The organism is Paenibacillus daejeonensis DSM 15491, assembly GCF_000378385.1.
GTDB classification, from domain to species: domain Bacteria; phylum Bacillota; class Bacilli; order Paenibacillales; family Paenibacillaceae; genus Paenibacillus_D; species Paenibacillus_D daejeonensis.
The window spans coordinates 421,200-446,534 of sequence record NZ_KB899662.1 but is presented as its reverse complement, the minus strand read 5'-3'; the positions used below and the strand labels follow the sequence as shown (position 1 = coordinate 446,534).

The 25,335-nt window shown below is 53.3% G+C and carries 20 protein-coding genes; 10 read left to right on the top strand and 10 right to left on the bottom strand.

Features of this window, described 5'->3' with window-relative positions; translation table 11 throughout:
- Positions 1-802: 802 nt before the first annotated feature.
- The 7 genes from F556_RS0115285 to F556_RS0115255 all read left to right on the top strand — a co-directional run bounded on the left by F556_RS0115285 (position 803) and on the right by F556_RS0115255 (position 9,783).
- A complete protein-coding gene (locus tag F556_RS0115285; RefSeq protein WP_020617852.1) occupies positions 803-3,826 on the top strand; it encodes a hybrid sensor histidine kinase/response regulator in 3,024 nt (1,007 codons plus the stop codon).
- A 145-nt stretch (positions 3,827-3,971) separates the two neighbouring features.
- Positions 3,972-4,655, top strand: a complete 684-nt coding sequence (locus tag F556_RS0115280; protein WP_020617851.1) for a response regulator transcription factor — start codon at positions 3,972-3,974, stop codon at positions 4,653-4,655.
- 15 nt (positions 4,656-4,670) lie between these two features.
- Positions 4,671-5,705, top strand: coding sequence for a sensor histidine kinase (locus F556_RS0115275; RefSeq protein ID WP_020617850.1), 1,035 nt, complete (start codon positions 4,671-4,673; stop codon positions 5,703-5,705).
- A gap of 169 nt (positions 5,706-5,874) precedes the next feature.
- On the top strand, positions 5,875-6,660 hold the full coding sequence (locus F556_RS0115270) for an ABC transporter ATP-binding protein (protein ID WP_020617849.1): 786 nt from the start codon (positions 5,875-5,877) through the stop codon (positions 6,658-6,660).
- Positions 6,647-8,557: an ABC transporter permease gene (locus tag F556_RS0115265; protein ID WP_020617848.1), complete on the top strand. Its 1,911-nt coding sequence runs from the start codon at positions 6,647-6,649 to the stop codon at positions 8,555-8,557. The genes F556_RS0115270 and F556_RS0115265 overlap by 14 nt, the downstream gene beginning before the upstream one ends.
- A gap of 35 nt (positions 8,558-8,592) precedes the next feature.
- A complete protein-coding gene (locus F556_RS0115260; protein ID WP_020617847.1) occupies positions 8,593-8,931 on the top strand; it encodes a YxeA family protein in 339 nt (112 codons plus the stop codon).
- Positions 8,932-9,015: 84 nt separating this feature from the next.
- A complete protein-coding gene (locus F556_RS0115255; protein ID WP_020617846.1) occupies positions 9,016-9,783 on the top strand; it encodes a sugar phosphate isomerase/epimerase family protein in 768 nt (255 codons plus the stop codon).
- Between the two features lie 88 nt (positions 9,784-9,871).
- On the opposite strand, the gene pdxA is transcribed toward F556_RS0115255, so the two are convergent.
- The 7 genes from pdxA to F556_RS0115220 all read right to left on the bottom strand — a co-directional run bounded on the left by pdxA (position 9,872) and on the right by F556_RS0115220 (position 18,691).
- On the bottom strand, positions 9,872-10,867 hold the full coding sequence (gene pdxA / locus F556_RS0115250; RefSeq protein WP_020617845.1) for a 4-hydroxythreonine-4-phosphate dehydrogenase PdxA: 996 nt from the start codon (positions 10,865-10,867) through the stop codon (positions 9,872-9,874).
- A complete protein-coding gene (locus tag F556_RS0115245; protein WP_020617844.1) occupies positions 10,864-12,159 on the bottom strand; it encodes a four-carbon acid sugar kinase family protein in 1,296 nt (431 codons plus the stop codon). Before F556_RS0115245 ends, pdxA begins: the two co-directional genes overlap by 4 nt.
- An 88-nt stretch (positions 12,160-12,247) precedes the next feature.
- Entirely contained in the window at positions 12,248-13,246 is a 999-nt protein-coding gene (locus F556_RS0115240; protein ID WP_020617843.1) for a 2-keto-3-deoxygluconate permease, read from the bottom strand.
- Positions 13,247-13,423: 177 nt separating this feature from the next.
- Complete coding sequence (locus F556_RS0115235; RefSeq protein ID WP_020617842.1) at positions 13,424-15,109, bottom strand: sigma-54-dependent transcriptional regulator; 1,686 nt, start codon at positions 15,107-15,109, stop codon at positions 13,424-13,426.
- A gap of 137 nt (positions 15,110-15,246) precedes the next feature.
- Positions 15,247-16,116, bottom strand: a complete 870-nt coding sequence (locus F556_RS0115230; RefSeq protein WP_020617841.1) for a carbohydrate ABC transporter permease — start codon at positions 16,114-16,116, stop codon at positions 15,247-15,249.
- 11 nt (positions 16,117-16,127) lie between these two features.
- Positions 16,128-17,069 carry an ABC transporter permease gene (locus F556_RS0115225; RefSeq protein ID WP_020617840.1) on the bottom strand — a complete coding sequence of 314 codons (942 nt, stop codon included), beginning with the start codon at positions 17,067-17,069 and terminating at the stop codon, positions 16,128-16,130.
- Positions 17,066-18,691, bottom strand: a complete 1,626-nt coding sequence (locus F556_RS0115220) for an extracellular solute-binding protein (RefSeq protein ID WP_020617839.1) — start codon at positions 18,689-18,691, stop codon at positions 17,066-17,068. Before F556_RS0115220 ends, F556_RS0115225 begins: the two co-directional genes overlap by 4 nt.
- Positions 18,692-18,820: 129 nt before the next feature.
- Between F556_RS0115220 and F556_RS0115215 the strand changes: the two genes are divergently transcribed.
- Positions 18,821-19,183 carry a winged helix-turn-helix transcriptional regulator gene (locus F556_RS0115215; protein WP_020617838.1) on the top strand — a complete coding sequence of 121 codons (363 nt, stop codon included), beginning with the start codon at positions 18,821-18,823 and terminating at the stop codon, positions 19,181-19,183.
- A 34-nt stretch (positions 19,184-19,217) separates the two neighbouring features.
- On the opposite strand, the gene F556_RS0115210 is transcribed toward F556_RS0115215, so the two are convergent.
- The 3 genes from F556_RS0115210 to F556_RS0115200 all read right to left on the bottom strand — a co-directional run bounded on the left by F556_RS0115210 (position 19,218) and on the right by F556_RS0115200 (position 23,422).
- A complete protein-coding gene (locus F556_RS0115210; RefSeq protein WP_020617837.1) occupies positions 19,218-20,633 on the bottom strand; it encodes a hypothetical protein in 1,416 nt (471 codons plus the stop codon).
- A 186-nt stretch (positions 20,634-20,819) separates the two neighbouring features.
- Entirely contained in the window at positions 20,820-21,383 is a 564-nt protein-coding gene (locus tag F556_RS0115205) for a DoxX family membrane protein (RefSeq protein WP_020617836.1), read from the bottom strand.
- Positions 21,384-21,754: 371 nt separating this feature from the next.
- Complete coding sequence (locus F556_RS0115200; RefSeq protein WP_020617835.1) at positions 21,755-23,422, bottom strand: PucR family transcriptional regulator; 1,668 nt, start codon at positions 23,420-23,422, stop codon at positions 21,755-21,757.
- A 217-nt stretch (positions 23,423-23,639) separates the two neighbouring features.
- Here F556_RS0115200 and F556_RS0115195 point away from each other — a divergent pair, with 217 nt between their 5' ends.
- A complete protein-coding gene (locus tag F556_RS0115195) occupies positions 23,640-24,404 on the top strand; it encodes an ABC transporter ATP-binding protein (protein WP_020617834.1) in 765 nt (254 codons plus the stop codon).
- The gene (locus tag F556_RS0115190; RefSeq protein ID WP_020617833.1) at positions 24,401-25,309 is read left to right on the top strand and encodes an ABC transporter permease; all 909 of its coding nucleotides are present in this window, start codon (positions 24,401-24,403) and stop codon (positions 25,307-25,309) included. The genes F556_RS0115195 and F556_RS0115190 overlap by 4 nt, the downstream gene beginning before the upstream one ends.
- Positions 25,310-25,335: the final 26 nt, after the last annotated feature.

Here is a 25,335-nt window from a genome sequence, read left to right as displayed (position 1 = left end):
AATTTCGTCTACACTCTTACGTTTAGCTAAGATCGCTTCAAGAAATAACACCGCTGTCTTCCCAAGAAACAACTTTTTCCCATACCGATCCGACAACCAAGCTTTTGCAGATCGATCCATAATGCCCAGCACTTGACTCAACACGTTTCGCTTCGTTATGCTAACCATAGAGGTTCCTTTCCGTCTTGTCTTCCTAACATTACGGTAAAGGAACCTCTCTCTTTTGTAAAATTTCCCTTCGGGCTAACATGTGAACTTCTTTGCAAGATTACTGCTTTTTTGCGGGGTTCAATAGGCTAACGGCCACCAGCGCAGTTATTTCAATAGAATACAGGTGGAAATGCCCTCTATTGCTCCAATAGCTGCTTATATGGCCGTTACAATTTCAAACCTGGCATATAGAGCGAAATAGCTGCTGTGGTGGCCGTTAGAACGGGAGCATGGACCAAAGTGTCGCGTAAATTGGGCAGGAGGGGGCGGTCGCTGTCATGGCTGCGTCCCCCGCGCGTTGTGTTCGATCGCCGTCAAGGAGCGTTCCCCGTGTGTTGGTATAGATCACCATCATGTAGCGTTCCCCCGTGCGTTTGGAGTGGTCGCTGTCATGGCTGCGTCCTCCGCGCGTTGTGTTCGATCGCCGTCAAGGAGCGTTCCCCGTGTGCTGGGAGCAATCGCAGAAATTAGCGCTGATTCGTGCGATGTAGCAGTGTCGATTCTTCTTCATAGCAGGTATTTTCCAGAGAATCTCGAATCTAATATGTCATTCCCATATCAGAATTTGTCGAATTACAGGAGATTAGTCCCCATGATCAAACGCGTCCTATTTTTTCTGTTTATCGCGCTATGGCTGTCCTATATCGTCTCGCCGTTCCTGACAACCGGGGATTCGGATTCCTGCGCCCGTTCGGCAGCGGGGGTGGCAGATTACAGTGGCTGCACTTTTGATGACGATACCTTATACCGCCTGCAGGGGGAGTGGAACTTTGTTCGGGATGCGCTGGTTCCCCCTGAGGCTATAGGCTCGAATGCGGAACCCGGACTGAGCGGCCATATGTCCGTACCTTCCTCATGGAGCGGGGCCTGGACCTTCGATGCCCATGCCCGTCACGGGCATGGGACCTACCATCTTCGCCTCATTCTGCCTGAATCGGAGCAGCCTTACGGTCTGCGGGTCGGCAGTATCCGATCGGCTAGCCAGGTATTCATCGATGGCGAGCCTGCAGGGGGCAGAGGGACACCGGGCACATCAGCAGAGACGACAGTTTCCAAGAATCAGCCCTATACCGTAACCTTCGAGGGAGAGGACGGAACGGTCGAGGTCGTCATCCATGTAGCCAACTATACGTATTGGTTGACCGGCATCGCCGAACCGCCGATGCTCGGAACTGCTGAGGCTGTTACGAGTCAGACGGCTACCTATGGGCGCTATGATCTAGCCGTCATGGTCAGCCTGGTAATCAGTGGCGTGTATTACGCCTCCCTGGGCATGCAGAGCCGCAGAGAACCCTCGTTTTATTTGCTGGCCCTATTCTGTCTCGTCACTGCAGTCTTCGTGGTATCAAGTGGCGAAAAGCTTATGTACCTGTATATTCCCACATTGTCCTACACAGCATTATTGCATCTGCAGACCTTGTCACCGCTAATTGCCATGTGGTCCATGATTGGGTATAGCCACTACATTAATCCCACCCGTGTTTCGAAGATGGTGTTCCGGGTGACGAGTGTATGGTTTCTGGGCATAGCGGCCCTATGGCTGGTAACTGGAGGACAGAGCTCCGGCTTCTTTGTCCACCAAACGATCATCATGTTAGTGCTGGCTGCGGGATATATTGCTTATGCTGTTTTTCGGGCGATTCTCCAGCGCATCACAGGCTCGGTCTATCTTGTCATTGCGATGATGGGTCTGCTTCAATTTGCTGCGGGATACATAGGGAACCTTACATTGCTGCAGGAGGTGTACAGGCAAAAGCCTTTTGGCATCGCGATCTTCTTACTCGCACAAGGACTATTCCTCGGGGCGCGCAGCAAGGAGGCTATGGATAAAATTCGCGAGCTGACAGTCGAACTGCGGCGGCAGAGTGCGGAGAAAGACGAGTTCCTTCAGCAGACCTCCCAAGAGCTGCGGACCCCGCTGCAGGTGATGCGCCATATGGTTCGTTCACTGCTCGATGGAGCGGGCGGACCGCTGTCGGAGCGGCAGCACAAGGATATGCTGCTGTTGGAGCATACCTCCCAGCGCCTATCGTTTCTGATGAATGATCTCTTCGATTACGAACGGATGAAGGACGGCAGTATGGTGCTGCGGCGTCAGCCGCTGGAGCTGGCCAGCTTGGTGGAGGTTGTCCTGGAGGTATTCCGGCAAGCACGGGCCGCACGGGCCGACGGGCGAATCACGCTGCATCATGCAGTCGAGCCCCACCGCTACACTGTGCTGGGTGACGAAGATCGGGTAACTCAGATTGTGTATCATCTGATTGAGGAAGCGATGCAGGAGCTTGCTGAGGGAAGCGTCGAAGTTACGGCATCCCAGGAGGCAGGATTTGCCCGGCTGGAAGTCATCGCTACAGGGCCCAGCGCCGTGGCCGGGGGACAGCCGGAAGGGGTAGGGATCGCCATCAGTCGATTGTTGGCTCGTCTGCACGATGGTGAGTTGTCCACGGTGAGACGAGCAGGGGCAGAGCGTCGCTATGTCGTGATGCTGCCCATGGCGGGAGAATCGACGAGCCCCGAGATGCTTTTGGCAGTTGGTGATGCGATAGATACGGAAGAGAAGAGCATAAGAATATCCGAACCCGGCAGCCAGGAGATCGAGGGAGAGGCCGCACTCCGCGTTCTTGTCGTTGACGAACTGGTGCAGGCCAGAGCGCTGGCGGGACTTCTTCAGGCGGAAGGCATTGAGGTGCTGGAGGCCCGCAGCGGTGCCGATGCGATGCAATTACTTGCAGCGGCAGGGGACCTGGACCTGGCCATTATCGATGTGCTGCAGCCGGATATGTCAGGGTTTGCACTGTGCCGTCAGATTCGGCTGACGCACAGCCTCATCGATCTGCCGATCCTGATGACGACGGGCACGTCACGGGTCCGAATGAATGAGACAGGACTGGCTGCGGGTGCCAATGATCTGATCCGCAAGCCATACGAACGGGACGAATTGATGGCACGTGTCCGGACGCTTACCCAGCTCAAGCGTTCCGCATCGCGTCTGCTGGATTCGGAGGTGGCGATGCTGCGGGCGCAGATTCGGCCGCATTTCTTGTTCAATGCCTTTAATACGATTATCTGGATGAGCAAGCGGGACGCGGCACGGACCAGCCAGTTGCTGCGTGATTTAAGCCGTTTCCTGCGGGGAAGCTTTGATTTTGGCGATGGTCAGTCGCTGGTGGCGATCAGTAATGAGCTTGCACTTGTTGAGGCGTACCTGTCCCTGGAGCAGGCAAGAATAGGTGACCGTCTGCAAATTCTCTATGATTTGGATGACTTCGAGCCTTTGATCCCGCCGATGGTGATTCAGCCGCTGGTGGAAAACGCCGTCCGCCATGGGTACGATATCGACAGTGATTCCCTGACGATCATAGTCGCGATGCGGCAAGCTGGTGAGGATATCGAGATTAGTGTCAGTGACGACGGAATGGGAATGACCCCGGAGCAAATCGAGATTTGGTCACGGGAGTTCAGGCTTCCGCCGAGCGATCAGGGCAGCGGGATCGGGCTGTCCAATGTGAACCGGCGCTTGCTCCGCATGTTTGGCCGACCGTTAGACATTCGGGTCCGGGAGGGCGGAGGTACGGTGGTCACAATGAGGCTGCCCAAGGAGAAGCAGGCACATTAGAGCTTCCCGCCGCTTAGATTGGGAGACACCCCAAGTTCGGTCGAATAAGCGCAACTGTGTCCGGTAGAGCGGAGGACTTTCCCTGCCAGCCTGCACTCTGCTATACTTTCTATAATTTGTAGGGCTAAGATGGGAGGCCGCTGTTATGGACATGAAGATCTTCGTCGTCGAGGACGACGATGCTTTATATGAAGCGTTGAAGAGTGGGTTAGAGTCGTGGTCGTTCAAGGTCTCAAGACCCGATCGGTTTGACGAGGTCATGCGTTCCTTCTCCGAGGAGCAACCCCAGCTCGTCATTATGGATGTTGTGCTTCCCAAGTTCGATGGCTTTCATTGGTGCCGGGAGATCCGGGCAGTCTCGGAGGTTCCGATTCTGTTCCTGTCTTCGCGAGATCATCCGATGGATATGGTGATGGCGATGAATATGGGAGCGGATGACTTTATCCAGAAACCGTTCCATACGGATGTCCTCTATGCCAAGATTCAGGCCGTGCTGAGGCGAACCTATGCCTATGGGGAGACGGTCTCGGATGTACTGGAGTGGAACGGCGCCGTCATCGATATGAAGCGGGGCAGTATCCGCAAGGCAGGACAAGAAGCAGATCTGACCAAGAACGAATTCTATATGCTCGTCGTCTTGGTTCAGTCCAACAACGAAATTATCTCCCGCCACGAGCTGATGCAAAAACTCTGGGAGGACGAGCAATTCGTAAACGATAATACCTTGACGGCTAACATGACCCGCTTGCGCAATAAATTGGAGCCGCTAGGATTATCCGAGGCGATTGTGACCAAAAAAGGGCTCGGTTACATGGCCATGACGTTATAAGGGGGCCGGGCCATCATGTTGATTCGTTACCTTACCGCCAGGAGAAGCTGGCTTCTTCTGTTTGCAGGACTGCTGGGTTTGACGAATGCGCTGCTGCTGCTCGATCCGGGGCTTGCCGTAGAGTCTGCCTCGTTGATTTATCTTAACGGTCTGTTTCTTCTAATCGGAGTGGTCTTCATCCTGTGGCGCTACAAGCGGGAAACCGCCTATGCCGTTGCGCTCACCCGATCGCGCGAGGACTTGGGAGCGCATTGGCTCGAAGGTCTGCCTGAGCCCGGCAACAGCCTTGATGAGAGCATCCACGCATTCCTGCATGCCGTTGACCGCCATCATAAGCAGGAGGTTTCGGACGTCAAGGGTGCGCAAATCATCGAAAATGATTTTACGGCTGCCTGGATTCATGAAGTGAATACGCCGCTCACAGCGATGAAGTTGATCCTTGACGCCCACCGGGAGGACGAGGCTGTGCGCCGGATCGCCGCGGAGTGGCTGCGCATCCATCTGCTGGTTGACCAGCAGTTGTATATGACGCGGCTGCCCTCCCTGGAATCGGACTATGTACTGGCATCTGTGCCGGTTCAGCGAATTGCTGCCGAGGAGGTGCGCGAGCTAGCCTCCTGGTGTATGGAGAAAAATCTGGCGATCAGCATCGAAGGCGCGGCTGCTGAAGTCGTGACCGACCGCAAGTGGTGCCGCTTCGTGTTCCGGCAGCTGCTGACGAACGCTGTCAAATACAGTCCCTCTGGCGCCACATTACTCATCGTTGCGGCAGAGGACACAGCTGGGCATGTGACGCTGGAGATCCATGACGAAGGTCCGGGAATTCGGCCGCATGATCTGCCGCGCATCTTTGATAAGGGCTTCACAGGCGACAACGGCAGGATCCACAACGCGGCTACGGGGCTTGGGCTGTATCTTGCCAAGACCGTAGCGGACAAGCTGGGCATAACCTTAACTGCGCAATCCAGCGCAGGCCACGGGACGATCATGCGAATGACCTTTTCCAGTGCCAATGCCTTTGAGGCCGTTCGGCGGGACGTCACCAGCTAACCGCATATCATTTGCAAGGGTACTGCACTCCATGGAGAGCAGTGCCTTTTGTTTTAGCAACATGACAACATTGTCACTTTAGACGGAGCGATTGTCATGTGAAGCATGCGACAGCCCGGCAGGAAAGATCGTACAATAGAACCATCAACAACAACCAGGAGGTACCGACATGACTGAGACGAAATCACGGGACACCGTGCTGCAAACTAGAAATTTACAGAAATCCTACGGCACGAAAGGCAATACCCAGCAAGTGCTGAAGGGGATTGATCTGCACGTAGCCCGGCAAGAGTTTGTTGGCATCATGGGGCCCTCGGGTTCTGGCAAGACGACATTGCTGAATGTATTGGCAACCATCGACCGGGCGACGGATGGTTCGATTACGATGGAAGGATCGGATATTTCCGGATTAAAAGATAAGGAACTGGCTGCTTTTCGGCGCAACCATCTGGGCTTTATATTTCAGGATTATAATCTGTTGGATACGCTGACGGTGAAGGAGAATATCCTCCTGCCGGTGTCGCTCAACAAGATGAGCAAGCGTGCGGCGGAGAAGGAATTCCATGAGATTGCAGGCGTACTGGGCATAGAGGAGCTTGCGAATAAATATCCGCATGAGATCTCGGGAGGGCAAAAGCAGCGGACAGCTGCCGGTCGTGCACTGATCCATTTGCCGTCCATTATCTTCGCGGATGAGCCTACTGGGGCTCTCGATTCCAAGTCGGCTTCCTCCTTGCTAGGCACGATGGAGGACATCAATCGCAAGCGTGACGTAACGATCATCATGGTTACGCATGATCCGGTAGCTTCCAGCTACTGCAACCGCGTCGTCTTCTTGAAGGATGGCAAAGTCTATTCCGAGCTTTATCGCGGTGACAAGACACGGCAGGCATTCTTCAAAGAGATCATGGATGTCCAGGCTGTTCTCGGAGGGGATCACGTTGACAGTCTTTGAGCTGGCTCTGCGCAGTATGCGGCAAAACGTGAAGCATTATTATCTTTACTTCTTTGCGCTTATTTTCACGACAGGCTTGTACTTCATCTTCGCGACGCTACAGCAAGATCCGGCAGTACAGGAACGGACAGGCAGCAGTGCGGAATTCTCCGCTGCATTTCAGGTGGCGGGAATCCTGCTGATTGTCATTGCAGCCATCTTCACGGTCTATGCCAACCGTATTTTCTTGAAACGGCGAAGCCGGGAGCTGGGCTTGTATCAATTGATCGGCCTTTCCAAAGGGTGGGTGGTCCGGTATCTAATCATTGAAAATATCGTGCTCGGACTAAGTGCGCTTATTCTGGGCATCGCGTCGGGTGCGCTGCTCTCCAGGCTGTTCCTCATGATTCTGCTGCGGTTAATCGGCTTGGATGAGGTGGTGGGTTTAAGCTTTTCCATACCTGCAACTATTCAAACGGCACTGGTATTCCTGATGGTGATCGGGCTGACGTCATTCCAGATGGCAGCGACCGTCTATCGCAGCACGCTGCTCAATCTGTTCCAGGCTGACAGAGAGCAGGACTATCCTTCGCAGCCGCGAGCACTTGTAGCGGCGGTATGTGCCTTGCTGGGGATAGCTTTGATCGGGTACGGCTATTGGCTGTCGGATCGGATGATTAATCAGTTGCTGTTTCTCAACATGCTGCTCGTACTGGCATCCACCATACTGGGTACCTACTTATTGTACAGGGTGACTATAGGCTGGATTCTGTATCGGGTTCGCAAGCACAAAAACGGTCATTTGGGTCTGACCAACAGTTTGTCACTGGCGCCGCTCATGCATCGGATGAAGGATAGTGCAGGATCCTTGACGTTGATTACGGTCCTCTCTGCCATGACGATCACGCTGGTTGCCAGTGCCTATTCGATGTATTACTCGGTGGAACGGGACGCACGCTGGGCGTTGCCGTATGATTATTTGTTTGAGAACAATGAACAAGCAGCGTTATCGTTTCAAGCGGATCTGGAGCGTCAAGGCCTTGCATTTGAACAAGGTAGAATCGATGCCATTCGTCTGGTGGGAAATGTATATGGCGACTTGAACAACGCCGAAGGCACGACAAGGCGACTGCTCTTGCTGCCAGCAGAGCAGCTCCAGCACATTGGTGACGAGGTGCCAATCCCGCCTTATGGTGAGGTTGTATACTATAATGCGAGAGCTATTGTCGAAGGTTTGGAGGAGATTGGGGAAGAAATCCAATTTGCAGGGAATGAGGCTTCCTATAGGCTGACGGATCTCGCCGTGTCCAATTTGGTGAATTACAACGTGAGTGGCATTCAGCTTCTGGCTTCCGAGGCCACCATTCAAGCCATCAGCGAGCAGGCGGAAATAGATTCAGAAATAGAGACGGTTCGTTTTGATACCTTCCAAATGGAGGACTGGGAAGGACTGGAGCAGTCTTCGACCATCTTTGCGACGTACGTAGCGGATGATCCGTTCTGGCCAGACTTTTATTCGGAGTATAAGACAGGGCTGCAAATCTTCGGATTGCTCATTTTTATTGCGGCTTTTCTAGGGCTGGCCTTCCTAATCTCCACTGGCAGCATCTTGTACTTCAAGCAGATGACCGAAGCGGAGCAGGAACGGCAGAGCTTTAAGACACTGCGCCAGCTTGGATTTGATACCGGAATGATTATGCGCGGCATTATCCGCAAGCAGGCTTTCGTATTTTTGATCCCGCTAGTTATCGGTATCCTGCATGCGATATTTGCGGTCAAAGCCGCTTCCATACTGGTGATTTCGGATATTACGGTACCAACCGTGATAGCGATGACGGCGTACGCAGGCATTTATTTTATATTTGCCATTCTGACCATTGGCTACTACAGAAATATAGTCAGACGAGCGATGTCGTAACGTTGAAATGAAATGAGATGAAAGAGGGATATACCATGAAAAAAGTAATCATTTTGGTTGCAGTCTTTGGACTAGTCATCGTGGCAGCTGCAGGATTTTATGCAGCATTCAAGGAAGATTTTGACCGATTTAATCCTCTCTACGAAGAAGAGTACGTCTATGTCATGATAAACGAGCCCGCCAAGGAGGATGAAAACCGCTACCACTACCAGCTTACTGGTTATAATGAAGTAGGGAAGCAGCGGAAGGTAAGATTTTCAGCCAGCGTAGATTTAGAGCAAGGGACCTATTTGAAACTGCTGGCTAAAGGCTCGTATACGAAGTCTTGGGAATCCATCACCGAGGAGCAGCTGCCGTCCGGTGTATCGTGGTAATCCCAGCTTGGTATTGCAAGGAGGAATAGCGCGAAATCTGTAGAATCCCTACAATTAAAGCCAAACGAATTGGAGGATTCTTGTATGATACGTACCGGACTATTATCCGTTACTTTCCGTCAGCTTACAAATCTAGAGATCATTCAACTTGTCAAGGAAACTGGGTTGGATGCTATCGAATGGGGAGGCGATATTCATGTGCCCCACGGAAACATCCACACCGCTCGGGAAACGGCTAAGATGACGGCCGATGCAGGGCTCGCAACCGCTTCGTACGGCTCCTATTACCGAGCTGGCGTCAGCGAGGGTTCCGGCTTGTCCTTTGAATCCGTTCGGGACACGGCCGCCGCTCTAGGCACCCCGGCAATTCGCGTGTGGGCAGGAGACAGAGGATCGGTTGAAACTGATGAGAAAGGATGGCATGACGTGCTGTCTGATTTAGCCCGGATCGGTGAGCTAGCAGCACAAGCGGGGCTAGAGATTCATTTGGAATATCACAGCAATACCCTAACCGACAGTCGCGCGAGTGTGAACCGAATGCTATCGACGCTGGAACACCCCGCGGTCCGGTTTAACTGGCAACCGCCTACCGACTGGAGTCAACAGGATCGTCTGTCCGGACTGACGGATATCCTGCCGTTGCTGGCAAGCCTGCATGTGTTCCACTGGAAACCCGGCGTTAGGCTGCCGCTGCTGAAAGGGGCGGAGGAATGGAAGAGCTATCTGGATCTGGCCGCAACGACGGGCAGATCGCATTATGCCATGCTGGAGTTTGTTAAGGCTGACGACCCGGAGCAATTCCGCGTGGATGCTCAAACGCTGTTGCGGCTTGTGCAGCCATTAACGGGATAGCGGTTGGAACCCGTTGGTGTTTAACACAGAATGCAAAAAACCTTGCCTTGGGCGCATGTCCCGGGCAAGGTTTTTTGCATCTCTTGGTTTATTGCTTCGGCGCCAGCTCGATGGCTGAGCGGATTGCGGCGAGCATACTCTTCTCATCCGCGATGTTGCGGCCGGCAATATCGAAGGCAGTGCCATGGTCGACGGAGGTACGGATAATGCCGCCCTTCAGTCCGACGGTAATATTGACGCCTTCTTCAATGCCCATTACCTTGACTGGCGCATGGCCCTGGTCATGGTAGCAGGCAACGACGATATCGAAGTCGCCGCGTCCGGCCCGGAAGAACAGGGTGTCCGCCGGGTAAGGCCCAGTCACGTCAATGCCCTCGGCTGCTGCACGTTCGATTCCGGGAATCAGTTTGGTTTCTTCTTCTCCATTGCCGAACAGACCGTTCTCGCCAGCATGTGGATTAATGCCGCAGACAGCGACCCGCGGGTTGGCGATGCCAGCCTTGCTCAGCGTATCATGAGCCAGCTTGACGACGGTATAGGTGCGCTCCGGTGTGATGCTCTCGATCGCTGCGATCAATCCCATATGGGTGGTCAGGTGAATGACTCGCAGATTTGGTGTGGTCAGCATCATCGAGAAATCCTCTGTATCTGTCAAGGCTGCAAGAATCTCGGTATGACCTGGATAGAGATGGCCACCTTTGTGCAGGGCTTCTTTGTTGAGCGGAGCTGTACAGATCGATTGAATCTCACCTTGCTTGGCCAGGTTTACAGCTTCCGCAAGGTATTGGTAGGCTGCATCCCCCGCAGCCGCAGATACGTTGCCGAAGGGCAGGTCGGCCGGAAGCAGATTCAGATCCAGGACATCAATAGTCCCATGTTCAAAACGAGCGTCTGCTGCGCTTTTGACGGGATGGATGGTTAGCTCGGAGGCTACAATAGGAAGAACCCGGGTCAGCATTTTGGCATCTCCGATGACCAATGGACGACAGGTGTCGTAGATTTCCTGGTGCTCCAGCGCTTTAACGATGACCTCCGGTCCGATACCAGCGGCGTCACCCATCGTAATCCCAATTGTCGGTTTCATGATTTTATTTCCCCTTTCAATCTCTGAATTGCATGGATGAAGACATCCTCGGTACCGAATCCGCCGGCTTTTGTAATGACATAGAGCTCGTCTTTGCCCAGGAAGGTGGAGATCGGCACGCCGATTTCCAGTTCATCCAACAATTCAAAGCCCTTGATTCCCCAACGCTCGCAGATTTGCTTGGCCGTGTCACCGCCACTCATGGATACACCCTTGAAATAGCCATGCTCCAGCAGTGGGGCACATACCGCACCAAGCGCTTTGACTATTTCATTGCTGACGTCAGTGGCGGACCAGCCGCGAGATTCGCCAATTTGTTGAGCTGCCGCGATGTCTTCTTTCTCTCCGGTAGAGTAGAGGACCACATCGCGTCCCTCTTGGGCCATGGCCAGTGCACGCAAGTAGACGCGCTCGACTTCTTGGAGCTGCTCGGCTTCCGAGGTCACAGCCTTCGAAGAGTCGAACGCAATACCGGCTACATCCGCCTGCTCCAGCAGACGCTTCAACTGAGCTCTGGAGTTTTTGTTGACGCTGCCGATGACGGTCAGGATCGGTCCATGATTGGGAGCAATGCTCAGCTGACGCTGCCGTGAAGGCATGCCGTAATAAGCGGGCAGATAATTCGCGAGGCCGGCAGATCCCGCCCAGACGTAGCTGTAGGGCGCTTGCTTGGCATATTGGAGAATGTGCTCCAGATGCTCTTCTTCCGTCGAGTCGACGACGATAATCACGGTTTCATTCTGACGATATTGCTCCAGCTTCGCCAATACATGCGCTTGTCCCTGCTGAAGATCGTCTACGGTCAGCGTTCCGATGGAGCGGGATGTCTGCTGACTTAGCAGTTCAGGGAGATAGGATACAGTTACCGGCGTTTTGGGATCGCGGGCAATCTCGGTCTCACCTACAGGTACACCTTTGAGGTAGAGCATGGAGCCAGAGATCGTCCGGTTATTCTTGGGGTAGCCGGGAGCGAACATGACAAAATCTGGCTTCAGCACATCATAGACGGCATCGATTTCGGCGCCGATATTACCACGCATGGTTGAGTCCATTTTTTTAAATATATTGGTAAACCCGGCTTGGACCAGGAATTGAGCCGCGGTTTTTACACGGTCATACGCCTCATTGCGTGATACCGCACGGCTGTCCGTGTCGAAAACGACAGCTTCATAAGCCTGTGCACCGGCTTCATCTCTATCAAATAGAACGGCAGTTTGTAGTCCGTTGCCGGCTAGTTGAACGCCACTGTCATTCGCACCTGTCAAATCGTCGGCGATAATAGCTAGTTTCATGCTGATTTCTCCTTCCTATCCTGCGACAGGCAAGAGAAGAGGCCATAAGGTCTCTTCTCTTGCGCCTCTCTCTTTTTAAACACGCAATTTAATTCTGTCTTTTCTCTGCTACTTCATTGTATTTGGCCAGACCGCCAGGTTCTTTTTCCAATCGCTTGGACAAGAATCCGATAAAGATGGGCAGCAGCACCGCCGTAGTAACGACGCTGGCCGCAATTTGGACAGTAGCCAGCTCGGCAACCGGAGCAAAGGCCACATTGGCTGCGGCTATGGCTGCCGGCGTACCGACGGCGTTGCCTGCGGTTGAACCTTCGGCGGCGCCGACAATCGGATTCCAGCCGATCTTCTTGAAGAGGAGGTACAAGCCGCCGCCCGTAATCAATACGGTAATGATCCCGAGCATAATCCCGCTCAGCCCGCCCTTGATAATAGCGTTGAAGTTAATGCCCATCCCCAGTGCAAATGCGAAGAACGGGACGAGCTTGTCACTACCTTTGTACAGGAAATCGCCCATGTCCTTATCCAGATTGCCAAGAACGATACCTACTGCCAGAGGCAGCAGTACGGCAATGAAGGAGGTGGCCGAGAACATGCCTTCGGCGAAACCCATAGCCCCGAAGATCGACAGGGCTACCATCGTCAGGAACGGCCCGTCACTCAGCGCAAGGAATGGATAAGCGGCTTTATCTTCTTCTTTGCCATATTGACCGGCGAGGGCAATGTAGAGACCACCATTGGAATTCGTCATGGCGCCGATAATTGCAATTGGTGCCAATCCCAAGAATAGTCCGTTGTTATCGGCCAGCCAAAAAGCCAGCAAACCGACGAGTGCACCAAGCAACCATTTCACACTCAAGAGGGTGACCCCTTTGGCAACGGATGACCGAGCCGTACGCAAGTTAATCTGTGTACCGGCGATAAGCAGGAACAATGCAATCAGCGCACTGGCACTGTTAACAAACAGTGCTTCCGTAAAACCACCGATCCGAAGCAAGTCGGGGAACAACGTATTGATGGTTGCAGCCAGCAACAGCGGGACAACCATCATACCCCCCGGTATACGATCCAACGTCGCTTTAATTTTCATGATTGTCGACTCCCTCTCAGCTTGTTGATATTTATAAAGCGATTACATAGTTACATCTTAAAACAGATTGTTTATAAAAGCAACACTTAATAAGGTTATAAATAATGGCTTTCATAAAAATGTTTAATATTGCAACACTCATTAGTCTAGGAAATAAAAAAAGGCGAAAACTAAAGGTTACCCCTTTAGTTTTCGCCATAATGTAGCCCGATTAATCCCAAGACGTTCTGCGGTTCGGGATTGGTTATAATTTTCTTCTTGCAGGACCGCCTGAATGACTTCCTTCTCGATATCCTTAAGCGTGCCCTGAGGCACTGCCCAAGCCGTTTTGAAGGAATCATCGTCCAGTAATCGGCGGATGGTCTCCGCCTGGATAACATAATCCCTCTCATTGAGGGCGATTTGTTTGACCAGCTCCCGCAGGTCATCCACATGTCCCGGATACTCCTGATGTTGCAGCAGGGCCAATGCCTCCGCCTGTAGCTTGACGGCGATCGAGCCATAACGCTGATGATACTGGGATAAGAAATAATGGGCTAACGGTTCAATATCCTCAGGACGCTCATGGAGTGCAGGCATAATTAGCAGACCTGCTTCGGCTTCCTGAACGATCTGCGGTACAGCGGTCTGCTCGGCAACCAAGAAGATACGAATCCCGATCTCCCGGCAGCTCCGTATCCAGGCAATCAGCCGCTTCTGATCGGATACTTGTTCCGGATGCAGCAGCTTGATGGTGGCAACCGAGCTTAGCGAAAGAGTCTCTACATCGTCCAAATCGCTCTGACTCAAATCGATGGCCAGCAGCAGACTATCAGGCGAGAGCTCCTGGTGAATATGCCGGATAATGAACGCTTTGCCGGTACCCTTGTCGCCTTGCAGACATATCGGTTCGCAGCGTTCATATAACGTCCGCATCCTTTGCAGTAACTGACGCATCACCGGTGAACGGTCAGCCAGTGGTTCGCTGTAATCAATATGCCTGGCTTGAATGCCGATCTGTCCGTCGGTGAGTGCTTCATCCCGGTGCAGAGCATACAAGGTATAAGAATGATCGTCAATGGTATAACGATAACCTTTTATCCGGAGGCTCCCCCCGTCTATGGCCAGCTTGCGGACTAGCGTGGTATCACCAGCTGCCCATTCGCTGTCTAGAATCGTTAAATGCTGCTCCTGCAACGGATTGGATGAATAATCGGTTAGTCGTTCATAGATAATGCGGTGCTCCGTGTTAACTATGATAAGATTGGCATGCTTGTGCAGGATCATCCGTTCGAATAATTGCGTCAAGTGATCGTTTTTATGAAGGTAGCCGTAGATCAGCTTGGCATCCTCTAGCGCTTTGACAATGGACTCTTTACCCGATTGAATCAGAAACCCACGAAGCCCATAAGCATTGGCGGTCTTGAGGGTGATGACGTCCCCGGCGATCTGCTTGTAGCCCTGGCTCTTCAGATCCAGGAGCAAGGGAGCAACCTCCTCAGAGGCGGAGACGGTGAACGCCTTCAGCGGCAGATCGAGCAAGTCAATGATTGCTTGCGCACCCGACGTAATGTTGGCAAACCCGACGATGGCTGTTTTTTCATTCAGATTACTGGCCATCATCAGCGAACGAATCATGTCATAACCGGATAGTTGCATGTCGATGACAGGGATGGTGACGGCTCGCTTGATCAGTCGTGCCGTACCGCCGCGGCTGATGATCAGATCCGCGCCCTGCTGTTCTGCTGTGATGGCTTGGCTAACGCCGCTCTCCAGGTCGCCGACTGAATAATCCACAGTCAACTCGGGGAAGAGGGGCAGGCTTTCTTGAATGACAGAAAGCATGGATTCATAGGGTGCAACGATATGAAGCCTGACATTCATTATGCATCACCGTTTTCGAATGAGATGAGATATGGTGCGATATGCAACACCCTCATCATTATAGCCTAAAAAGAAAGGCGTTGAAACTGAGGCAAGCTTGACCAGCATGAGCTCACGGTTTGCCATGATCGTTTCAATTAGCCCTTGATGGCGCCGATCAGCGCTCCTTTAACGAAGTGCTTTTGCAGGAAAGGATAGACAAGCAGAACTGGCAGCGTGGCAATGACAATGGTTGCATATTTGATTGTCTCGCCAATTTTTTGTGCCTCGCCGACACTGGCTCCGGAGGAGATCTGATCAGTGACATTGTTGATGATAATTTCCCGCATCACCAGTTGCAGCGGATATAAGGTGCGGTCCTGGATGAAGATGGAGGGCATAAACCACATGTTCCATTTGTCGGCGGCAGTATATAGCAGTAGGACGGCGATTACTGGCATGGACAGGGGGAGGATAATGCGCAGCAGCAGCGTCAGGTGCGAGGCACCGTCGATTTGCGCCGATTCCTCCAGTTCGGAAGGCAGAGACAGGAAGGCTGTGCGAACAATAATGAGATGGAACGTCTTGACGGCAAATGGCAGGAGCAGCGACCAGAGTGAATTCATGAGTCCCAGTTCCCGGACAATTAGATAAAAGGGAATGATTCCGGCGTTGATGAACATGGTGAAGACGATGGCTATCATGAGTGGCTTGGTCCATAAGGCATCCCGGCGGGACAGCACGTAGCCGCCAAGCACTGTCATCGTCAGGTTAAGGATCAGGCCGCCCGCTACCAGGCGAAGTGTATTCCAGTATCCGGTCCAGATGGCGGGGTTCGCGATTGCGCGCTCGTAGGCAAGGGTGCTGAAGCCTAGGGGCCGCCACATCAGACCGGTATGCGCCATCAGTTGGTCCCCGTCGCTGAGCGAGGCGAACACGACATAGAGTAGCGGATAGAGTGTGATGATGACCAGCACTGTCAGCAACAGATAGACTATTAAATCCAGCGTTCGATCGGATCGTGACATGCTTCGCCTCCTTACCACAGACTGTTGCCATTGATGCGCCGGCTGATATAGTTAGCCGTCACGAGCAGCACGAGATTGATGGCCGAGTTGAACAGCCCGATGGCCGAGCTGAAGCTCCAGTCATTGTCGAGGAGGCCTTTGCGATAGACAAAGGTGGAGATGACATCGGCCGTTTCATAGATAACAGGGTTATAGAGCAGCAAGATTTTCTCATACCCGACGTCCATCATATAGCCCAAGCGTAGAATCAACATGATGGTGATTGTCGGGAGAAGACCCGGCAGCGTGATACTGCGTATCTGCCGCCATCTGCTGGCCCCGTCAATGCGTGCTGCTTCATACTGATGCGGATGAATGGTCGTCAAGGCCGCCAGATAGATAATTGCTTCCCATCCTGCGCGCTGCCAAATCTCGGACATCACATAGATGCCGCGGAACATCTCCGGCTGCTGAAGGAGGTCCTGACCCTCTCCTCCAAACAAATTCAGGACTACGAGGTTAAGCGGCCCGCCGCTGCGGGTCAGCTCCTTGACGATACCGCAGACGACAATGAGCGAGACGAAATAAGGCATATAGGCTATGGTCTGGGCAACCGTGCGCATCGTGCGGGATCGCACTTCGTGCAGCAGGAGCGCCAACAGAATGGGAGCCGTGAATTCGAACAGCAGGGCATACAAGCTGAGCAGGATCGTATTGCGTACCAGTCGCCAAAAATAGTAGCTGCCGATAAAGGTACGGAAATGCTCGAGCCCTGCCCAGTCACTGCCCCATACGCCTTTCATAGGTGTGTAATGCTGGAAGGCAATCACTGCGCCGAAGAGAGGTGAATATTGGAAAACGGCATAATAGGCAATGACCGGCAGCGCCATGAGATAGAGCCACTTATGCCGTTTGAAATCTTTTGTCAGCCGAGCTTTTAGGGAACTACCCGCTGCAGGAAACATGCCTTTCATCGCTCCAGGAAGCGGTCGTAAGCGGCCTGCTGGATCTCCAGCGCCCGTCCGATCTGCAGAACATCCAGCATCTCCGCCAGCTCGTCATAGGCCTGGATCGTTTCCGTGCCAAGAATGATTTTAAGTGACGTTTCATCGACTAGCGTATTAATATCCGCCATGATGCGTGCGTATTCACTGGCTTCCTCAGCAGAAATGGAGACTGGCGGCAGCACATGCTTCAGGTTATCTGTCTTCCAACGGTCATAGTTGTGATCTTCTCCAGTTGCCGCCAGACTTCCGATCAAAGCTTTGGAAGCCACATACGGACCGGGGTTTACGGTATGGGTGTACAGTCCGAGCGCCTCCAGGTAGGATAGATTGTCCGGGTTGTTGCGGATCAATTCAGTCAACGCCGGCTCACCGTTTTCCAGCGTATAACTCAACCCTTCCGTCCCATAGTTAAAGAAGAGATAGCCTTCTTCGCTATAGGCATAGTCAAGCAGTTGAACGGCCAACTCGGGATGCTTGGTGGAGGCGGAGATAGCTGCTGATGCCTCGGCACCGTACATCCATGCTTCCTGGCCGAACTTTGGGGTCTCTCCAGGTGTCAGTACGGGGTAGGGGGCAAAGACAAAACCAGCCGTCGAATCATGCTCTGCCAAGGCATGAGTCCACTTATCGAAGCCTGCTCCGGAGGCAATGGTAGCGCCGGAGTTGCCACCGACGATATTGGCATCCTGAGCCTTGCGGTCGGTTTGGGTAAAGCTGGAATCGATCAGACCTTCTTTATACCACTGGCTCATCGTCTCCAAGAACTGCCTGTAACCGGGTTGGAGCGGACCGAACTGTACTTGTTGTTCATCGATGTAGAACCCGCGGTTAATCCCGTAAGCACCGATGAATGCTCCGTTCAAAAAGCCCTGCAGCGCATTGGGGGCATTGAGAATCGTCAATGGAGCGCTCGCATTTTTTTCTTCTTTGAATGCTGTGAGCACAGTGTGCCACTCATCGATAGTCGTCGGTACCGATAGATTCAGCTCCGCCAGCCAATCCTTGCGCAGCGCCGGACCTTCCCATTGGGTGGTCATCCCGCCTTCCTTCAGGAACGGAAAGACATAATAATCTCCATTGTCTGTCTTCACAAGCTTGTCGATCTCGGGATGCGCCGCCAGATACCGCTTCAGATTAGGCGCGTGCTCGTCGATGAGTTCGTTGAGACGCAGAATATAGCCGTCCTGCAACGCTTTTTCCGGTCCTCCAGGCAACCCGCTCTGCCAATTGTATTCGATGATGTCAGGCAGCTGGCCAGAAGCTAGCATGACGCTAAACGATTCTTTGGCCTGTGTAGGGGATACCTCGACGAACGAGACGGGTACCCCTACCCGCTGCTGCCACTCCTGGAAGAAGGGAACCTCGTTAATGCTGGGCTTGAGGGTCGTAGGCGTTTGCAGCCAATAGGTCAATGTGGACTCCGTAACGATGGGATAGCTGGTCTCGGTTTTAGTCGTTTTGTTGTCCGTGTTTGCCGGAGAGGCAGGATGGTTTATATCGGATGAGACGTCTGGACCGGCACAGCCAGCTGCGGCCAGAGTGGCAACAAGCAGCACAGAAAGTGTTGCGACAGGTCTAATCGATGGCATGGGAAGAGCTCCTTTCTGGAATGAAATATGAGTAGTGAAGCCTATTTACTTCTGATATAATGATTAAATATACAAATAGGAATAGTTGGTTTTTGGTCAGTGATAATAAGATTGGGAAAGGGGACGGCTATGATTTCGTTTCGCGACCGTGATTATACTTGTACCTCAGAGATTACCTTGGGATTAATTAGTGGCAAATGGAAGCCGTTGATCCTCGGCTATTTGTCACAGAAGACCTGCCGGTTCAACGAGCTTCAAAAGCTAATGCCAAGCGCGACACAGAAGATGCTGACGACGCAGCTTCGTGATCTCGAGGAAGACGGATTAATCATCCGCAAGGTTTACCCTGTCTCGCCTCCTAAGGTAGAATACAGGCTGAGTCAGTGGGGGGAACAGCTGGTATCGGTGCTTCAGCAGCTGTGCGATTTTGGCGCATCCTATTCTGAATATTCTGCAGAGCACAGCTCCAAGCGGAGGGCTTCCCAGAGCTGAGGCTTGCCCGGGCTGAGGGGCCTCGGGCAACGTCTCATGATGCCGGATATAGCAGGAATTTGGCACCAAAGCTTTTGCCTGTGTGCTGCGCAGCTGTAATTGCTTCGGGGTCACGACTTGGCAGCAACACGAGATTCGCTGGGTGGAGCTTGCCAATCAGCGCCCATAGGATCAACGGGTTACCGTACGTATCAATGAGGTGCACGCCGCCCTGTTGGCTGTCCACAAGTCCTGGCAGGCTAAGCAGACTCTCCGGTTTGTGGCGAGCTACTTCGTCATGAGGCTGTGCGCGAGCAGTCTCTGCGGACGGCAGGTTTGCTGCCTCCCTGTACATATAGCGATAACCCCGCAGCATCTGGCCCACATCGACAGCATACGCCTTGCCTTGACTGTCCATCACGGTATAGCTGAGTGTTGTACGACCTGCCTCTAATTGTAATTGCGCTGCAATGACAGCCTCCCTGACTCCTTGCAGACCTTCTTCTACAGAAAGGAACCCAATTTGATATCCAGGATCATCTACCCAACTGCGGGGGGCTCCCTCGTAATCGTCATGGACATAGTCGAAAATTACAGCACCGGGGAGCTCTGATTCCGCATTCGCAAGTACAGCAGGATACCAGCGGAGAAGCGGGGTGGCGGCGGTTATGGATTGGCACCCCAATGCAGCAGGCAGTACCAGGCCAGCTTCATACTGGAACCCGTAGCCTGGCTCCCCTAAGCCAGGCTGCAGCACCTCTTGAGCGAAACGGACTAGCTCCCGGTGCGGCAGTCGCTTGGTGAACAATCCCGTCAAGAACCGCTCCCTTGCTTCCGATACCTCACGCAATCCCCGCGATTTTCGTCGAACCCCAACCGGGATAGGGATAACGTCCCAATTCGCAAAGGGAAGTAACAGGTCCCGCAACAGCACAAATTGATGCAGATATTCATTATACAGCTGCATGACCATGGGACTGCCGGCGGATCCCATGAGGAGCCGTACCGTCTCCGCTGTCCATAGATGCTGCTCGCAGCGGCTGCGCAGAGCAAGAGATTGTACTGCGGAGCTGCGTGGCTCTGATGCTCTGATGGTGCGCGACTCCCTTGCCCATTGTGTGAGCTTGGCTCCTATCCTTTCTGCTCGTTCCGCCCATGCGCGCCAGGTATTATCGGCATCCAAAGAGCTTGCAGGCAGCACGGCTTCTCTTGCCGTGGTGGATAAACTTGCTTCCAGATTGTCCAGGAGCACCCCAGCCGCGGCGGGATTACCAAGCTGTATACAAACAGCGTCCAGCAGCGTACCGATGTGCTCGGCCAGATTCCTTGCGCTGTATAGCCCTGGCATGAGGTCCCACTCTCCGTCCTGCAGGGCGACGCCTTGTTTGCCGGAGACGGCTAACGTGCTGTCGGTATCTATTGTAGTACCCAAGACGAGATGTCGTCCTCCAATATTCAATTTGTAGTCCACATGGCTTCCCTCCTTAACCTGTGACCAGTATAAGAGGGATTGTCGAATTTGAGTAGTACGCACTTTTTTGTAAGGCGGTGTCAAAAAGGTGCCTGTGGTTCAATGAATGCCATCAAAAAAGGAGCCTGGCACCGTAGAGACGGTCCAGGCTCCTTCTTCTTGTAGTGTCGAAGTTTCAGTGGAAATCTATCTGCCGCCGTGGCCCCGATGCCATGGCGTTCCGAGATAGGTGAGCGCCCAGCGATCGAGCCCGTACCAGCCGGCGACCTTCCAGGCCATAACGAGCCATGTGGCCAGGATGAAGAGCAGGGGGTTGGTGCTGAGCGTACCCGCGAACAGGAACGTAACATTCATCAAGCCGCCGAAGAAGGCCGCAATGCCTGTCAGCAGACCCAGGATTAACCCCAGACCCACCAATACTTCCCCGTAAGCAACGAAGAACGAGAACAGTTTGGCATTGGGCAGCACGGCGTTCTCCAGAAACCATGCATACCAGCCTGTGACTTCGCCGCCTTCCTCCGCTTTCGCCAAAGCCCCGTTGACAAAGCCGGTTACAGCTACCCCGGCATCCTCACCGACCCAAGCGCTGCTGGTGACCTTTTTCCAGCCCGCTGTAACCCACGCATACCCAAGATACAACCGGATGACCAGCCAGATGATGGCGGATTTGGTGTTGCTGAACAGGAACTGTGAGACCGGATTATCCGGAATCAGGATGGTGCCGTTGTCCAGCTCCGTTTTTGCGCGCATACCGTCGCCTCCATTCGAAGATGGTTATGTATATGTGGAAATGACTTACAGTAGCATTTCAACATATTCGACGGCATTCGTCAAGCGGAAACGCGCGGCTCAGGGCTGGCTAACTTCAAATAAGTCCTACGGTCACGGATCGATCTTCCGATCGCTGTTGTCCCCAGATTTCTTGAATTGTTAACCGCCTTAGCGGTTGAAATCCGGGGACAGCCTATGCTTCCGAAGCTAGCTTTTCTGCGAAAAGCTTTCAGGCGAACGCTTCGCAGCTTATGCTTCCGAAGTCGCTTTCTTCCAGAAAGCGTTGACCAGATTCGATTCCGTGCCTCTTCGGCCATTTTAAGCAGCCTACTTATCTGCCATAAAGATTCTTACGTGAGCAGTGACTCCATGGCAAAAGCGGTGCGGAAGCGCAGACTCTCCACTGCGTCACGAAGCTCGCGTCCGGTCAGGCGCTGGCATTTGTCCAGACGATAAATGACGGTGTTGCGGTGCACATACAGCCGCTTGGCCGTCTCAGCCAGCTGGCAGTGTGTCTCATAGAACATGTGGAGTGTCTTCATCAGCTCGCCCCGCTCTTTATCCTCCAGCTGCAGCAGCTCCTTGAAGGTCTGTTCGTAATACTCCCGCATCTCTTCACGTGGCAGTAATCGTAACAGATTCGTCAAATCCTTTTCGCGGTAAGGTTGAACGAAGCGCTGCTTGCCAGTCTCATAACCATGGGCGAGCGCCTTGACCGCTTCTTTGTATGACAAGGGAATATCCGTCAGCTTGGAGACTGGATTGCCGACGCCGACCGAGACGGGCACGCTGGTCTCTTCCTGCAGCCGTTGAATCATCTGCTTCAGCTGGGGAATGAGCGGCTGATCTCCGGCTTGCGCCTCACTGTTCAGGGCGGGGATGGCGAGCAGGCAGCAGAACGTATCGTTTTTGGTGAAGAGGACAAATGGGAGCTCTAATTCAGCAAAGGCGTTCTTCAGCAGCTGATAGTTGCGGTCGCGATCGGAAATCTGGGCATCGGCAGGTACTAGTGGCTCGCTGGTCTGTGTGTTGCCTCTGGATGGATCCCGTTTGGCGACAGCACACACATATACGGGATGATGCAGCAGGTCGTAATAGCGGCTGCGGTGCATTAGCTCCTGCTCGGAAGTGATAAGGCCATCCACGAAGTCAGAGAAGAATTCGTTCTTGTACCGTCGGGAGCGTTCCTGGACCGCCTGCCGCTTGACGAGCTCCAGTCCGATGACATTGGCCGCCTGCTCCATGGCATGACGGGTTAGTGCTTGATCACGGCCTGCCCACTCCGAGATGGCCGCAAGATAGCCTTCTAATTGAAAGGTGTAGATCGGCAGTAGGCGGACGCCCGTCTCCGAATTGGGGGAAGCGGAGGGAGGAAGCTGGAGCTCGGCAAAAGCGTCCGGAGGCCCAAGGTCAGCTAAGGCCGACTGGATGGCTGGCAGCCAATCGACCGGCCCGGGGTCACCTGCAGGGCCCGGACAGCCTTCTACTTGTTCGAGTTCGGTATTCAGCAGCAGGACGGGGGCACCAATTAGCGAGGCCAGCGCTTCGATAATCTCCGGGATGCTCTGCCCTTTCATGATCATCTGGGACAGCTGCTTGTGCGTGGTCAGGGCGTAGTGCAGCTCATCCGTCCGCTTCTCCAGAATGTGACTGAGCGAATGGTTGGCCAGCTCCCCGATAGAGTAATCCAGCGACAGCTCAATAATAGGAAAGCCGAGCTCGTCAGCGCGCTGCACGACGGACTCAGGTACTTCTTCAAGGAAGCGTTTGGTCTTGATAGCTATGCCGGCACAGCCTACCTCTGCCATATTCGTTACCAGCGCCAGCAGCGATTCAGGGTGATCCTTCATGGCATAGGCGGTAGTCAGCAGCAATTCATGGGGCTTCAAATAATGAATAATGTCCGGCGCATCCATGATGTTGACGGACAGCACTTGACTGCCGTTTAGGCCGCTGCCGCCAGCGACGATGCGGGCATTGCGGTAGATCGGTAAAGCAAGGAGCTGGTGAAGCTGCATCACAAGACCTCCTTTTGACAAAGTGTGAGTATAGTTAACGTATTTATACCACTAAACTCGAACGGTGTATAGGTGAAATTAGATAACATGATCAAAAAGACCCGGATGGATTTAGTTAAAATGTACAATGACAACTCACGTGTTAGACAGTATGATAATAACATAACTCATAAGCGTTAAATAAACTGACATAAACAAATGAATGGGAGTTGATGGCATGAAGCTGGAAGTACGGGAGGTAGGCAAAGGGTTCGGGGAGCGGTCGATCTTAAGGGACATCAATCTTGTCGTCCACGAGCATGAGTTTATTTGCATCCTGGGCCATAGCGGCTGCGGCAAGTCCACGCTCCTCAATATGATTGCGGGATACCTGCATCCCGACACGGGCTCGATCAGTGTGGATGGCGAGGCGGTTAAGGGCCCTTCGAAATCCAGAGGCATGGTGTTCCAGGATCATGCCTTGTTTCCCTGGATGACGGTGCTGGATAACATCGCGTTCGGACCTGAGGTTCAAAAGGCCGGCAAGGCGCAAGCAAGACAGACGGCACGCGAGTTCCTGGAGCTGGTTGGACTGGAAGCCTATGCGGATAGCTATCCCGCCGAACTGTCTGGCGGCATGAAGCAGCGGGTCGGTATTGCCCGGGCACTGGCAGGGCAGCCGGAGATTTTGCTAATGGATGAACCCTTCGGGGCGCTGGATGTCTTGACGCGGGAGACGATGCGCGTGGAGCTGCAGAAGATCTGCGCCAAGCTCAAGCCGACCATCCTGTTCGTCACGCACAGTATCAGTGAAGCCGTTAGTCTGGCTGACCGGGTCGTTGTCATGAAGCATGGTGAGATCAGCGATATCTTTGAAGTGGGTCTGACGCATCCGCGCTCCTTTCATTCGCCTGGCTTCGGCAAGATGATGAGCCGGATTGAGCGGATTCTGATGGACGAAGAGCCGCAGGAACTTTTACAGATGAAGGTGGGATCCTCATGAGCAGTGCCAAGCTGAGTACCGTCAAAGAGCATACCTTGCAAGGGACAGCGGCTTCGGAGAGTGGGCCGAAAGTGACAGGCATGAAGCCAGCCGGGCGGTCGGGTGAGCGGACGGTACCGAAGGAATCCTTCTTCAAACGTTATAATCTATTGCCCGCTATTGTTTTCTTCCTGGTCTGGGAAGGCTTCTCTCGCCTCAATGAAACGTTGACACTTTTCAATCCGCGTTTCTTGCCTGCGCCGACGGTATTGTTGCAGGAAGGCTGGGTGCTGGCCCAGACGGGAATCATTACGGAGAGTATTATGGCCAGTACGATCCGCATTGCTGCAGGTTTTCTGCTGGGGAGTATTTTCGCCGTTGCGCTAGGCGTCTTCATGAGCAAGTTTCGCAGTGTGGAACGCTGGTTCTCGCCAATTCTGAACCTGGTTGGACCGATCCCCGCGTTGGCGCTGCTGCCGCTGTTCATCATCTGGTTCGGTATCGGTGAGTTTCCCAAAATTCTGCTGATCGCCTGGACCACCTTTATTCCGGTCCTCGTCTACACGCTGGATGGCTTCAAATCAGTCCCTTCGACGCTGATTCGCTCAGCGCTGAGTCTGGGCGCATCAGAGAGACAGATATTCACACGGGTGATGCTGCCCGCGGCCATTCCGAATTTCTTGGTTGGTGCACAGGTGTCGCTCGGATTGTCCTTTTCCGCATTGATTGTCTCGGAGATGATGGGTGCGAGTTCCGGACTGGGTTACATGATTGTCGATGCGCGTAACTATTTCAAAATCACCAATATGTTTGTTGCCATCATCCTGATTGGCCTCGAATACAGCTTGTTCTCTTACTTCCTGAAGCTCTTCGAGCGCAGAGTGCTGGCTTGGCGTAAGGGTGGTCTGCGGGACGCGCTTGAATGATACAACCACAAGATAACATCTGTGCA